The 12,799-nt window shown below is 65.5% G+C and carries 12 protein-coding genes; 2 read left to right on the top strand and 10 right to left on the bottom strand.

Annotated features, from left to right (window positions below):
• Positions 1–119: 119 nt before the first annotated feature.
• From ASB57_RS19740 to ASB57_RS19695, 10 genes are all read right to left on the bottom strand, one after another.
• On the bottom strand, positions 120–1,526 hold the full coding sequence (locus ASB57_RS19740; RefSeq protein ID WP_057653759.1) for an MmgE/PrpD family protein: 1,407 nt from the start codon (positions 1,524–1,526) through the stop codon (positions 120–122).
• A gap of 49 nt (positions 1,527–1,575) precedes the next feature.
• The gene (locus ASB57_RS19735; protein WP_057656288.1) at positions 1,576–2,331 is read right to left on the bottom strand and encodes an N-acyl homoserine lactonase family protein; all 756 of its coding nucleotides are present in this window, start codon (positions 2,329–2,331) and stop codon (positions 1,576–1,578) included.
• Positions 2,332–2,472: 141 nt separating this feature from the next.
• Complete coding sequence (locus ASB57_RS19730; RefSeq protein WP_057653758.1) at positions 2,473–3,186, bottom strand: ABC transporter ATP-binding protein; 714 nt, start codon at positions 3,184–3,186, stop codon at positions 2,473–2,475.
• On the bottom strand, positions 3,173–3,952 hold the full coding sequence (locus ASB57_RS19725) for an ABC transporter ATP-binding protein (protein ID WP_057653757.1): 780 nt from the start codon (positions 3,950–3,952) through the stop codon (positions 3,173–3,175). The genes ASB57_RS19730 and ASB57_RS19725 overlap by 14 nt, the downstream gene beginning before the upstream one ends.
• Positions 3,949–4,953 (bottom strand): branched-chain amino acid ABC transporter permease, encoded by a 1,005-nt coding sequence (locus tag ASB57_RS19720; protein WP_057653756.1) that lies wholly within the window; start codon positions 4,951–4,953, stop codon positions 3,949–3,951. The genes ASB57_RS19725 and ASB57_RS19720 overlap by 4 nt, the downstream gene beginning before the upstream one ends.
• Position 4,954: 1 nt before the next feature.
• Positions 4,955–5,824: a branched-chain amino acid ABC transporter permease gene (locus tag ASB57_RS19715; RefSeq protein WP_057653755.1), complete on the bottom strand. Its 870-nt coding sequence runs from the start codon at positions 5,822–5,824 to the stop codon at positions 4,955–4,957.
• A 6-nt stretch (positions 5,825–5,830) separates the two neighbouring features.
• Positions 5,831–7,021 (bottom strand): ABC transporter substrate-binding protein, encoded by a 1,191-nt coding sequence (locus tag ASB57_RS19710; RefSeq protein WP_057653754.1) that lies wholly within the window; start codon positions 7,019–7,021, stop codon positions 5,831–5,833.
• Positions 7,022–7,136: 115 nt separating this feature from the next.
• Positions 7,137–7,460: a DUF4387 domain-containing protein gene (locus ASB57_RS19705; RefSeq protein WP_057653753.1), complete on the bottom strand. Its 324-nt coding sequence runs from the start codon at positions 7,458–7,460 to the stop codon at positions 7,137–7,139.
• 8 nt (positions 7,461–7,468) lie between these two features.
• A complete protein-coding gene (locus ASB57_RS19700) occupies positions 7,469–8,833 on the bottom strand; it encodes an acyclic terpene utilization AtuA family protein (RefSeq protein WP_231755198.1) in 1,365 nt (454 codons plus the stop codon).
• Between the two features lie 9 nt (positions 8,834–8,842).
• A complete protein-coding gene (locus ASB57_RS19695; protein ID WP_082621724.1) occupies positions 8,843–10,204 on the bottom strand; it encodes an LLM class flavin-dependent oxidoreductase in 1,362 nt (453 codons plus the stop codon).
• 159 nt (positions 10,205–10,363) lie between these two features.
• Here ASB57_RS19695 and ASB57_RS19690 point away from each other — a divergent pair, with 159 nt between their 5' ends.
• Entirely contained in the window at positions 10,364–11,248 is an 885-nt protein-coding gene (locus ASB57_RS19690) for a LysR family transcriptional regulator (protein ID WP_231755197.1), read from the top strand.
• Between the two features lie 432 nt (positions 11,249–11,680).
• Positions 11,681–12,799, top strand: a complete 1,119-nt coding sequence (locus ASB57_RS19685) for a flavin reductase (protein ID WP_231755196.1) — start codon at positions 11,681–11,683, stop codon at positions 12,797–12,799.

Raw genomic sequence — 12,799 nt, 5'->3', positions numbered from 1 at the left:
GCTGTTTTTGCTTATGGACCGGAGAATAGCCGGTTCGCGGCCGTGGGTGGCCGGCGTGGGCGCCGGGTTTACCCGGGGCCTGGGGCACGCGCGCGGCGCGGCCCCGCGGGTGGCAGGGCCTAGGCGGCCAGCACCTTGGCCAACGTTCGGACCGGCGTATCCAGGCCTGCTTCCAGCAGTCTGTCGAGCACCGCTTGAGTGCGGTTCTTGGGCAGGGTGAGGCTGGCATTGGCGCGGAACTTGCCGGCGATATCGTCGAGGGTCAATGCGCGCGCGCCGCTGCCCAGGTTCATGGGCACGTGCTGATGCAGCTTGCGGCCTTGATCCAGTTCCACCGTCACGGCACCGGAAAAATACTTGGGGAATTCCGTGTCCACCTGCTTGATGCAGTCCACCTTGGCGGCGAGTTGCAGGATGGCCGGATCCGCCAGGCTGGCATCGTCCAGCTCGGACAGGGCGAACTGGCCGCGCAGCAGGCAGGCGGCCACCACGAACTGCGTGCTGAACTTGGCTTCGTAATCCGACCGCGGCACGCGCTTGGCGGCCGCGGGCTCGGCCACGATGGGCAAGGTGGCTTCGGGCAGTTCGCAGACGATGCGGCGGACCTGGGACAGATCGCTGATCTGCGCCTTCAGCTTCACCGCGGCCTCCGCGCAGCCGTGGATGAAGTGGCACACCGGGTAGGGCTTGATCGACGTATCGAGCAAGGTCCACTCGCGGCCCAGATCGCGGATGATGGATTCGGTGTCGACCGTTTCCGCGCGTTCCTGCATATGCGTGTCGAAGAAGCCGAACTTGCCTTCATAGGGTCGGTCCGGCCCATGGAAGCCCGCCTGCACCATCTGCGCGGCGGTGATGCCGGCCAGCGCGCCCCAGCCGGGATGCATGCGCTTGGTCCAGGCGCCGTTTTCCAGGAAGACCTGCACGCCGGCGGCCGTGCTGGCGGCGACGCCTTGCGCCGCCACCAGTTGTTCCGCGTTCAAGCCGAGCAGCTTGCCGGCGACGACGGCCGCGCTGAAGTGCGACACCAGGCCGGTGGCATGGAAACCGGCGTGATGGAAGCCGCCTTTGACCGCGCGGCCCAGGCGGATGCAGGTTTCCATGCCCGCCACGTAGGCGGCCAGCAGATCGCCCCAGGTGGCATCGGCGACCTCGGCCATGGCCAGCGCGGCCGGCAGGCAGGCGACGGTGGGGTGGACGATGCTGCCCGGATGCGTATCGTCGAAGTCCAGACCGTGGATCAGATAGCCGTTGGACAGCGCCGCGTCACGGGGTTGCAGGCCTTCGGCGCCGCCGATCACCGTCGCCGAACCCGGCGCGCCCGCCGCGCGGAAGCCTTCCAGTCCGGGCGCGGCGAAAGGGAAATGGCGCGACGCGTAGGCCAGACCGATGGCGTCGATGATGTGATGCAGGGATTTGGTACGCACGGCCTCCGGCAGGTCGGCGGGGCGCAGCCCATGGGCGAAACGCGCCAGGCCGAGGGCCAGGTTCGCGGAGGGCGGGGGCAGCTTGGATGCACTATGCATGGCAGTCTCGGAAAAGAGAAAACGGGATAATCGTCAAGGCGGGCGCTGCTCAGGCCGGCTTGGGCGCTTCGTGCAACACCGCGATGGCGGCCTTCGTGCCGGGCACGCGCGGATAGCGCTCCAGCACCAGGGGATCGTGCCCCGGGACGAAGTGATCTGGACTGTCGGCCAGCTTGAGCAAACGGGTATGGCCCGCGAGCATGGCCGCCACGTCCACCACCACCGGGAAAGGCAGGCGCCGGGTCAGGTTGGCGTAGTAGTGCGCCGCGTCGGAAGCCAGGATCACCCAGCCGCGCGCCGTGTGTACCCGAACTGCCTGCAGGCCGCGGGTGTGGCCGCCGATCAGCAGCAGTTCGATGCCGGGCGCCAGGGTCTCGTCGCCCTCATGGAACACCACGCGATCGTCGTAGACCCGGTGCACGAAATCGCACACATCCTCGACGGCGAAGGCGCGCCGCAACACCGGTTCGCACATGCAGCGGCCGGTGGCGAAGGCCGCCTCCGCGTCCTGCAGGTGGAAGGTGGCGTTGGGCAGCTTGTCCAGGTTGCCGGCATGGTCCCAGTGCAGATGGGTCAGGATCACCGTGCGGATCTGTTCGGGATCGATATCCAGCTGGCGCAGGGCATCGATGGGGCAGCATTCGAGCGGGCGGCCGCGCGCCTTGGAGCCGCGTTCACCGAAACCGGTGTCGACCAGGATGACCTGGTCGCCATTGCGTATCACCCAGACGAAGAAGTCCATATTGACGACACCGTCGTGCTCGTCGCCGCCCAGGATGAAATTCTCGGGACCGCGGCGCTGCATGGTGGCATAGCGCAGGGCATAGACCTCATGGCGAGGCAGGGCGGACGTGGGGGTCAAGCGGGTCTCCTTTTGCGCGGTCTGGCCGCAGGCTTATGGGTTCTTGTCGGTGCTGGCCGCTTGCACGGCCAGCACCGGGGGCATCTACGCACCCAGATAGGATTTACGCACGAAATCGTCGGCCAGCAACTGTTCGCCGGTGCCCGTCTGCATGATGTTGCCCTGTTCCAGCACATAGGCCCGATGGGACAGGCGCAGAGCCAGGCGGGCATTCTGCTCGACCAGGATGATGGACAGGCCCGTCTCCCGATTGAGTGCCTGGATGGCGTCGGCGATCTCGGCGATCACCTTGGGCGCCAGCCCCAGCGACGGTTCGTCCAGCATCAGCAGGCGCGGCTGCGCCATCAGGGCGCGGCCGATGGCGACCATCTGTTGCTCGCCGCCGGACAGGGACCCGGCCATCTGGGCACGCCGTTCCGCCACGCGCGGGAACAACGTGTAGATGTGGTCCATGGCGCGCTGGCGTTTGCGCGCGTCGCGCACGACGTGGCCACCCACCTGCAGATTTTCCAACACGGTCATGCGGGGGAAAAGGCGCCGTCCTTCGGGCGACAGCGCGATGCCGCGCTGCACCCGTGCCGCCGCCGACATCTGGGCGATGGGCTCGCCATTCCAGGCCAGCGTGCCGGCCGCGGGCAGTTTCAGGCCCATCAGGGCCTTCAGGGTGGACGACTTGCCGGCCCCGTTGGAGCCGACCAGCGCCACGATCTCGCCCTGGTCGACGTCGAAGGAAATGCCATGGACGGCCTCCAGCGGTCCATAGCGCACCGCGAGCTTGCGGGCTTCAAGCATGGGCATAGTCGGGAGCTCCCAGATAGGCTTCGATCACGGCCGGGTTGGCGCGGATGTTGGCGGGCGTGTCGTCGGCGATCTTGCGTCCGTGCACCAGCACGACGATGCGCTGGCACAGGTCCATGACCAGGGCCATGTGGTGTTCGACCAGCAGAATCGATAATTGCCGCTCCCGCTGCAGCTGTTTGAGCAGGCGGCCGAACTCGGCGCACTCTTCGCCGTTCAGGCCGGCGGCCGGCTCGTCCATGAGCAGCAGTTCGGGCCGGGTGGCGATGCCTACCGCCACGCCCAGCTTCTTCTGGTGGCCATAGGACAAGCCGCCGGCCACCACGTCGCGGTAGGGGCCCAGGCCCGTCAGTTCCAGGACCTGGTCGACTTCGCGCGCCGTCGTCGCCAGCGCCTGGCGCCGCGCATTGGTGGGCAGGATCTGGGTCCAGATCGAGCCCGGCAAGGTCGACAGCGCGCCACGCTGGATGTTTTCGGCCACGGTGGCGGTGGGATAGACGGCGGTGGACTGGAAGGTGCGCGCCAGGCCGTGGCGTACCACCCTGCTGGGCGCCAGCCCCGTAATGTCCTGGCCGCGCAGGCGGACCTGGCCGGCGCTGGGCCGCAAGGTGCCGCTGATCAGGTTGAAGGCCGTGCTCTTGCCGGCGCCGTTGGGGCCGATCAAGCCCACCACTTCATCGCGGCCCACGTCGAAACTCAGGTCGGACACGGCCTTCAGTCCGCCGAAACTGCGGCTCAATTCGCGTACTTCGAGCATCGCGCTCATGCTTTGGCTCCCTGGACTTTGTGCGCGCGGCGCGCTCTGAACAAGCTGGCCAGGCCCTGCGGCAGGAAGCGCAGCATCAGGATCAGCGCCACGCCGTAGAAGATGTTCTGGGTTTCGACCGCGCCGCGGAACAGTTCCGGCAGGGGTGTCATGATCAGAGCGCCGATCAGCGGCCCGAACAGATAGCGGCGGCCGCCCACGACCATCATGATGATCAGGGCCAGCGACAAATGCATATTGAAAGACTCCGGCGAGACGTAGCGCAGATAGTGCGCCGTCAGCGCGCCACCAACACCCGCCAACGCGCTGCCCAAGGTGAAGGCGTAGCGCTGTGTGCCACGCACGCTGATGCCGGTGGCCTCGGCCAGTTGCGGGTTCTCGCCCACTGCATCGATGGCGTGTCCCGCCGGTGAGCGGTACAGCGTATGCAGCAGCCAGGTGACGCCAGCCGCGCAGGCCAGGGCCAGCAGGTAGAACGCCGCTTTGTTGTCCAGCACGTGGCCCAGCAACGCGGCGGGCGGTACGCCCGTGATGCCGTTGGCGCCGCCCGTGATGCTGTCGCCTTCGAGCAGCACCAGGCGCACGAATTCGCCGAACGCGAAGGTCAGCAGGACGAAGTACACGCCGGTCAGCCGCAGCATGATGGTGCCCAGCAGATAGGCGAACACGCCGGCGGCCACCATGGCCGCGAGCACGCCCAGCAGGAAGGGCTGCCCCAGCCCCATGACGACCAGCACCGACACATAGGCGCCGATGCCCGCGAAGGCGCCGTGGCACAGGGATACCTGGCCAGCCCGCGCCAGCAGGGACAGGCCGCTGACCAACACTACGTTGATGCAGATCTGGATGGCCAGGTGCAGCGTGAAGTCCTTGCCGAAAGCCAGGGGCAGCAGGGCCAGTGCCAGCAGCGCCAGGCTGCCGAGCATGGACCAGGGGCTGCGCCGTGCGGCCGGCGGCGCGGTGGGTACCGCGGTGGATAGAAGAGCTTTACCGTCTTGCATGTCAGGCCTCCGAACGGCCGAACAGTCCGGTCGGGCGGACGATGAGCATGGCCATGACGAGTACGAAAATCAGGATTTCGGCGATGCTGTTGCTGATGAAGGTGCTGGTCACGCTCTCCGCCAGTCCCAGCAGCAGGCTGGCCAGCGCGGCGCCGGGGATGCTGCCCAGGCCGCCAAGGATGACCACCACGAACGCCTTGAGCAGCGGCGTGGCGCCGACGAAGGGCGACACCGAAAACAGCGGCGCCATCAAGGCGCCGGCCACGGCTGCCAGGCCGACCCCGATGCCGAAGCCCAGGGGATACATGATGCGCGTGCGTATCCCCTGCGCGGCGGCGATTTCGGTGTCCTGCACCACCGCGCGCAGGGCGCGGCCGTTGCGGGTATGACCCAGGAACAGATACAGCACCAGCAGCACCGCCAGGGAAAAGCCGACCACGTACAGTCTGGACATGGGCACGGTGACACCGCCCAGCATGATGGCGCCCTCGGCCACCGACGGCATGAACTGCGAGTCCGGGCCGTAGAGAATCAGGGCGCCGGCCTGCAGGATCATCGCCAGCCCGATGGTGGCGATCATGCCGTTCAGCTCGTCATGGCGGAAGGGCTTGAGCACCACTTCCTCCACCACCCATCCCACGGCGACGGCGAAGAGGAACGCCAGTCCCACCGCCGCGATGAAAGGCAGCTCATATTGCGAGACCAGTATGTAGGCGGCGAAAGCCCCCAACATGTAGAACTCGCCATGAGCGAAGTTGACGATGCGCATCACGCCGAAGACGAGGGTGAAACCCACCGCCATCAGCAGATAGAGCAGGCCGATGATCAGGCCGTTGACGAGCGCCTGCGCGAGTAGAGTGGACGTGGTCATGGCGGTTTACTTCACATCGACGCACTGATCGACATTGCAGCGGGCGCGCACCACTTCGACACCGTCCTTGACTTCAGAAATGAAGAAGGGCGATTCGATCTGGTGGTTGATGCCGTACTTGGCCTTGCCGCCCCAGTTCAATGTGCCCTGGATGCCGGGGTAGTCCTTGATGACTTCCAGCGCGTCGCGCACCTTGGCCGAGTCGGTGACGGTGCCGGCGTCCTGCATCGCCTTGAACAGCATATGGGTGCCGTCGTAGAAGGCCGGGCTGAAGCCGTTCATCTTCTTGTTGTATTTCTTCTGGTAGCGCTGCGCGTACTCCGCCACGGCCTTGTTGTCCGGATCGGTCAGGGAGCTGACCATCATGCCCTCGGTCGCGCCCTTGCCGGCAACCGCGACGATCTCCGGCGTGGCGGGGCCGCCGTTGCGGACGATGGGCCCCTTGAAGCCCAGCTCGCGCGCCTGCTTGACGATCATGCCGGCGGTGGCCGGCGAGTTGCCGTCCAGCTCGATGGCGTCGATGCCGGCGGCCATCATGCGTGTGAGCAGCGGCACCATGTCGACCCGCTGGCGTTCGAAGAATTCCTTGGACGACATCGAGGAACCGGCCTTGGCGTAGGCCTGCTCCAGGTCGCGGGCGATCTGCTGGCCCGACTCGTCATTGGGGAACAGCGCGCCCACCTTCTTCAGTTTGAAGTGCTTGACCAGCCAGACGATGGAGGGATAGGACGTTTCCTCGGTCGTGAGGTTAGGCCGGAAGGAGTAGGGCTTGTCCGGGCTCAAAGCCTTGGACGTGAAGCCCAAGGTCATGATGATGATCTTGCCGGGTTCCGTGACGGGTTGTACCGCCAGCGCGGGAGCCGAACCCATGGGACCGATGATGTATTTGACGCCGTCATCGGACATCAGGCGGTTGGTGGCCGTGACCGCATCGTTGGACTGGTACTTGTCGTCGTAGGGAACCAGCTGGACCTTGTAGCGCTTGCCCGCCACTTCCAGCCCGCCCTTGGCGTTGACATCGTCGGCGGCCAGCTCCGCGCCATACAGCAGGGCCTGGCCCCAGGCGGCGCCGGCGCCGGACAGCGTGACGACCGCACCGATTTTCAGGGTCTCCTGGGCGTGCGCGGGCGCGGCCAGTGCCATGGCCGCGGCCAGGACGGGAGCAGAGAGGATCAGTGCCTTGCGGATAGCCTTCATGGTTTGTCTCCTTCGTTTTATATGCGCGTGATGCGCTTCTTGCTTTATGGACTGCCTGAATCTCGTTGCGCCCGGCCGCGACCGGGCCGGATGATGCCAATGATGCGGTGGCGGCCTAAGCCGCGATATCCAGCGGAATCTCGATATCCAGCAGGGGCGCATGCTGCTGCGCGCCATAGACATCGGTGTCGCCGACGGCGCCGGAGGGGATGCGGCGCGGCAAGGTGGCCTTCCAGGCCAGTGCCGGGGCGTACTCGGTGAACAGGATGTCGGTTTCCGCCACGCCGTAGAGCTGGGCGATCAGCGCGGCGTTGATGACGCCCGTCTCTCGCACCTGCTCGAACAGGGCGGGTTTGTCGAACATGATGTCCAGGGTGATGTGGAAAGGCCCGGCATTCTTGCTTTTGCACGCCTTGGCGATGTGCTTGAGCTTGACCATGGTGGCTCCTAGACGTTCTCGTAGCGGATGGGGAACATGCGCAGGGGATCGTCGATCTCGATGACGTGCTGCAGCATGAATTCGTAGATGGCCCCCCGTTCGATATCGGATGGGGAGAAGGGGAAGGCCATATTCCCTTCGCGGCACATGCGGCCCGGGAAGTCGGAGTGCAGCAGCGTCACGCGCGCCAGCGACAGGGCGGCGTTGGCGATGTCCTGCGTGGTGGCGACCACTTCAGCGATGATGGACACTTCCGTGGGCGCGTCGTCGGGCTGCGGTTCCCATGCGCCCATGACGCCGTCACGGCCATACAGGCGCAGCACCAGCTGGTAGTCGTCGGTGGCGATGCCCAGGGCCTTGACCTTGGTGGCGGTGGACTCGCGGACGAAGTCCATGAAGCTGTCCAGCTGCCCGATCAGACCGGGATCGCGCGTGGCGGCGATGGCGATGGCGCTGAAGCCGGCCTGGCGCGCGCCTTCCAGCTTGATGGTGTAAGGACGTTCGGTCCAGCGCATGCCGGTGATGCGTACGCGGCGGTCGGTAAGGGCCTCGATGCGGCAGTCGCTGGAGTCCACCACGCCGCCCGGTTCATAGCGGATGATGGGGCTGGCGTTCTCGTGCAGCGCCTGCACGGCCACCGACAGGGGGGTGCAGCGCAATTCCGGATTGAGCGGTTCGGTTTCGACGTAGTCCTCGCCCACGGTCACCATCAGGCAGTCATGCTTCTTGGGGATGGCCGCGTTGCAGGCGCATTCGAGGATCTTGCCGGCGTACCAGGCCGGGGCTGGCGGCAAACCGTGGTGCATGGCCAGGGCCGCCCACGGCGCGGGGTCGGTGCCGCGGCCGCCCAGGATCACCTGAGCGCCGGCGCGCAGCGCTTCCAGATAAGGCTCGGGGCCCATCATGCCGACGACGCGGACGGCTTCTTCAAGATCGGCGGCGCGCAGCTCGGGCGCGTTGCCCAGGGGCTTGATGTGGCCGGCTTCCAGTTCTTCCAGCAGGAAGCCTTTCTCTTGCTCCGCTTCGATCAGGGCCATCTTGAAATGCAGGCCATGCTCGGCCGCGACTTCACGGATGATGTCGGCGCAGGCTGCCAGGTGCGGCGTGCCGCCCGCGCCGCCGCAGGTGCCGACCATCATCGGAATGCCGTTGGCGATGGCGCCACGCAGCAGCAGCCCTAGATCGCGTTTCATGGCCAGGCGCGAATTGAGCGTCTTGCCCGAGCCGAGGTAGTGCGGGCCGGGGTCGCTGCTGCCGCCGTCCACGCCTATCATGTCCGGCTTGAGCGCCAGGGCGGCTTGCAGGGATGCTTCAGGAAAGCCATAGCCGAGGATGCCGCTGGCCGACATCATGCGCACGCTTTTGCGAGTCATGCTGGCTCCTCAGGCGCGGCCGCGCCAGTCGCCGGCTTGCGGCTTGGCGACGCCCAGATTGCCACGCAAGGTGGTATCGCCATATTCCTTGCGGAACAGGCCGCGCTTCTGCAATTCGGGGACCACCAGCCGCACGATGTCTTCGTAGGTGCCGGGAACCGACGTGCCGGACAGCACGAAACCGTCGCAAGCGGTCTTGAACCATTCTTCCATCTGGTCGGCGACCTGCTTGCCGGTGCCGCAGAAGACCGGGCCGTCATTGAGCGTGCCGCGGCCCGAGGCCTCGACGAAGTCCTTGACCGACGGATTGCGCTTGCCGCTGACCTGCACCACTTTGTCGCGCAGGCTTTGCCACGACATGGCAGCGAGTTCTTCGTCGGTGAAGGGCTGTTCGTAGGGACGTCCGGAGAAGTCGATATTGGACGTCTCGCCGATCATGGTCAGGCCGTCGATGGGGCGGGACAGGCTGGCGATCAGGTCGCGCTGCTCGCGCGCCTGGCTTTCGGTTTCGGCGACGATGATCTTCACCTCGGCGGCGATCTTGGTGCCGTCGGGGTCACGGCCGGCATTGGTGACGCCGTCCTTCAAGGCCTGGTATTGCTTCACGCCGTTGGCCAGGGTGGGGTACTTGGCGAAGACGACTTCCGCCCAGCGCGCGGCGAAGGCCAGGCCGCGGCCGCTCTGGCCGGCCTGCAGGATGACGGGGTGGCCTTGCTGCGAACGCGGCACCGTCAACGGACCGCGCGAACTGAAGAAGCGGCCTTTGTGATCCAGGCGGGTGACCATATCGGGGTCGGCGAAGTAATTGTTTTCCTTGTCGGCAATGATGGCGCCTTCCTTCCACGTATCCCAGTGGCCCATCACAACTTCCATGAACTCGTCCGCGCGGTCGTAGCGCAGGTCGTGTTCCAGATGTTCGGAGTGGCCGAAGTTGGCGGCTTCCGAATTGTTCATGGACGTGACCACGTTCCAGGCGACACGGCCCTTGGTCATCAGGTCCAGGCTGGCGAACAGGCGCGCAACGTGGAAGGGTTCGTAGTACGTGGTCGAGTAGGTGGCGCCCAGGCCCAGCCGGGACGTGACCATGGCCATGGCCATCAGTACCGACGTGGGCTCCAGCTTGACGGCGCGCACGCCGTGTTTCACCGTGTCCCGGTGGCTGGCGCCGTAGATGTCCGGCATGGCCAGGCGGTCGTCGAAGAATGCCATGTCGAACTTGCCTTCTTCCAACGTGCGGGCGACGCGTTGGTAGTATTCCGGCGACAGGTAGTCGGTCATGCTTGACGGATGTCGCCATGAGCCCACATAGTTCGTGCAGTTCTGGGCTTGCATGAATGCAACCAGGGTCATTTGTCGTTGCGGCTTGGTCATGTCGTTGCTCGTTATGAGTGCGGGTGGAATGCCTGAAATTTGATAGGCAGTATTGGGTCGCACCGGGGTCGAACACAATTTCCGCGCTGTCATACATTCATAACGAAAATGAATAAATCTGCTGACCCGCCTTCGCTTACCCGCTTGGAACTCGCCGAATTGGAGACCTTCCTTTGGGTGGTGCGGGAAGGCAGTTTCAGTGTTGCGGCGCGCAAGTTGCACCTGTCGCAGCCGGCCGTGACCAACCGGGTCAAGCGCCTGGAAGACAAGCTGCGCGTGAAGCTTCTGGTACGCACCACGAGGCGGGTCGAGACCACACCGGATGGCGAGCGCTTGCGCGATGCGGCGGAGCGCGCAGTCGCGGGGCTGCGCGATGCACTGCGTCATTTTCAGCTGGCGTCCGACCACGAGCGCAATACGGTGACGGTGGCGGTGACGCCGATGTTGTCCGCCACGGTGATGCCGCCGTTGATCCATGCGTATACCGAGCGTTATCCCGATGTGCGCATCGTGCTGCACGATCTGCCCTATGAGCAGGTGATACGTGAAGTGGCCGAAGGGCGGGCGGATGTCGCCGTGGCAGCTTTGGACGGCACGCCGCGCGGGCTGCGTTTTCAGACCCTGGCGGAGGAGCCGATGTTGCTGGTGGTGCCCGCGCGGCACGCGCTGGCGGGGCGGGAGAGCGTGACCATGGACATGATCCTGCCTTATCCCTTGATGATGCTGGATCGCTACAAGTCTTTGTTCAAGCGTCTGAAGGACGAGTATGCCGCGCGCGGCGCGCCTTTCAACCCGGCGACGATTGCCACGTTGCCGACCTTGCTGGGGATGATAGACGCCGGCAACGGGATTACGCTGCTGCCCCGCAGCATGGCGCAGAACAATGGCCGACGGTCACGGGTGACGTTGAGCATTTCCGACCTGGATGCGTCGCGGCGATATGGGAGCCTGGTGGCGCGCAAGGCCGAGCTGAACGCCGCGGCGGAGAATTTTCAGGCTTACCTGAGGAAGAATTTCAAGACGACGCTGGAGAGCATCGTTTAGCGGTTTTTTAGACGATGAGGTTTTTTTGATTGATGGGGGAGCCCCCCATCGCCCCCTTCTCGGGCTATCGCCCCTTTGGCAAGAGTCGCGGCCCACGGGGCCTGCGCGCCACTCGTCAGATTCTTTGTTAAATGATGGGGGATACCCCATCGCCCCTTCTCGGGCTAGCGCCCCTTTGGCTAGAATCTCAGCCCACGGGATCCCGCATAACTTCCATCATCTGGGCCAGGGGGCGATAGCCAAAAAGGGGGCATGGGGGGCTCCCCCCATAAAAATAAAAATCTTCATCAGCACCGGCCCCCCATAAAAGCCAAGCCCCTTTTATTCCCGTTCGCTATAAATGAATTCATTTCCGCAAATTGTCCCGTGACCCCACGCACTTCTAGACTGTCCCCAGTCTGATCCGCACCTGGATCATCGAGGAGAACGGCCATGCAGGCCCTGGACAAACAAGCGCAGCCTTCAGAGCTGGAACGCGTCATGGACGCCATCGATCACCGCGAATTTCGGCGCACCCTGGGTGCCTTCACAACCGGTGTGACGGTGATCACCACCGTCGATGCCGCCGGCAAGTCTTACGGCGTCACCGCCAACTCCTTCAGTTCGGTATCGCTGGACCCGCCCCTGATCCTGTGGAGCCAGGCGCTGACATCGAGCAGCTATCACGCCTTCCGCGATTGCGAACGTTTCGTGGTGAATATCCTGGCGGACCATCAGGTCCACGTCTCCAACCAGTTCGCCAAATCCGGCGACGATAAATTCCGCGACATTCCGGTGCAAATCGGCCTGGGCGGCGTGCCCGTGATCGAAGACAGCGCCGCCCACCTGCAATGCCGCAAGGTGGCGGCCTATCCGGGCGGCGATCACGTCGTCTACATCGGCCAGGTCGAACGCATCCACCGCAGCGCCCATCGCCCGCTGGCATTCGCCGAGGGCCGCTACATGGTCACCTTCGCGCATGACCTGGGCGAAGCGCGCGGGGCGCCAAACAACGGTGGCGTGGCCGCGCTGGAAGCCGTGCGCATGGCCGGCGCCGCGCTGGCCGAAACCTGCGAACGCATCGGGCAACGCACATTGGGGCTGGCGGTGTGGGGCAACCAGGGCGCCACCATCGTGCGGTGGGAGCCGTCGTCGCATCCGGTCAGCCCGTATTTGCAGACCGGCGTGGTGGTCAGCCTGACGCAGTCCGCCACCGGCCTGGCGTTCGCCGCTTTCATGAAACCCAGCGTGACGGAGGACGCGGTGCGCCATGAACTACGGCTGCGCGCCGCCGAAGGCCATCCCGACGAGGGCCAGTTCGCGCTGCGCCTGGCCGAGGCCCGCGAGCATGGGATGGCGCGTGCGGTGGGCGGCGCGCCATCGCCGCGCCACAAGGTGACGGTCAACGCCTTCAGCGTGCCGGTCTTCGATGCGCAGGGCGAGATGGTGCTCGCCCTGTCCACGACCTGCGAGGCCGAACGGCTGGCGCCCGACTGGGACGGCGACGTCCCGCGTGAGCTGCGAGCGACAGCGCAGCGCCTGTCCGCGCGCCTGGGTTATCGGGGCAAGTAG

The organism is Bordetella sp. N, from assembly GCF_001433395.1.
Taxonomy (GTDB): Bacteria; Pseudomonadota; Gammaproteobacteria; order Burkholderiales; family Burkholderiaceae_B; genus Bordetella_C.
The sequence above is the reverse complement of the archived record's forward strand: the minus strand, read 5'-3'. Positions and strand labels throughout refer to the sequence as shown.

Bases quoted from the DNA above. Each gene is read 5' to 3' on its own strand.
- ASB57_RS19740 (WP_057653759.1), bottom strand. From the start codon at position 1,526: ATGCATAGTGCATCCAAGCTGCCCCCGCCCTCCGCGAACCTGGCCCTC.
- ASB57_RS19735 (WP_057656288.1), bottom strand. From the start codon at position 2,331: ATGCAGCGCCGCGGTCCCGAGAATTTCATCCTGGGCGGCGACGAGCAC.
- ASB57_RS19730 (WP_057653758.1), bottom strand. From the start codon at position 3,186: ATGCCCATGCTTGAAGCCCGCAAGCTCGCGGTGCGCTATGGACCGCTG.
- ASB57_RS19725 (WP_057653757.1), bottom strand. From the start codon at position 3,952: ATGAGCGCGATGCTCGAAGTACGCGAATTGAGCCGCAGTTTCGGCGGA.
- ASB57_RS19720 (WP_057653756.1), bottom strand. From the start codon at position 4,953: ATGCAAGACGGTAAAGCTCTTCTATCCACCGCGGTACCCACCGCGCCG.
- ASB57_RS19715 (WP_057653755.1), bottom strand. From the start codon at position 5,824: ATGACCACGTCCACTCTACTCGCGCAGGCGCTCGTCAACGGCCTGATC.
- ASB57_RS19710 (WP_057653754.1), bottom strand. From the start codon at position 7,021: ATGAAGGCTATCCGCAAGGCACTGATCCTCTCTGCTCCCGTCCTGGCC.
- ASB57_RS19705 (WP_057653753.1), bottom strand. From the start codon at position 7,460: ATGGTCAAGCTCAAGCACATCGCCAAGGCGTGCAAAAGCAAGAATGCC.
- ASB57_RS19700 (WP_231755198.1), bottom strand. From the start codon at position 8,833: ATGACTCGCAAAAGCGTGCGCATGATGTCGGCCAGCGGCATCCTCGGC.
- ASB57_RS19695 (WP_082621724.1), bottom strand. From the start codon at position 10,204: ATGACCAAGCCGCAACGACAAATGACCCTGGTTGCATTCATGCAAGCC.
- ASB57_RS19685 (WP_231755196.1), top strand. From the start codon at position 11,681: ATGCAGGCCCTGGACAAACAAGCGCAGCCTTCAGAGCTGGAACGCGTC.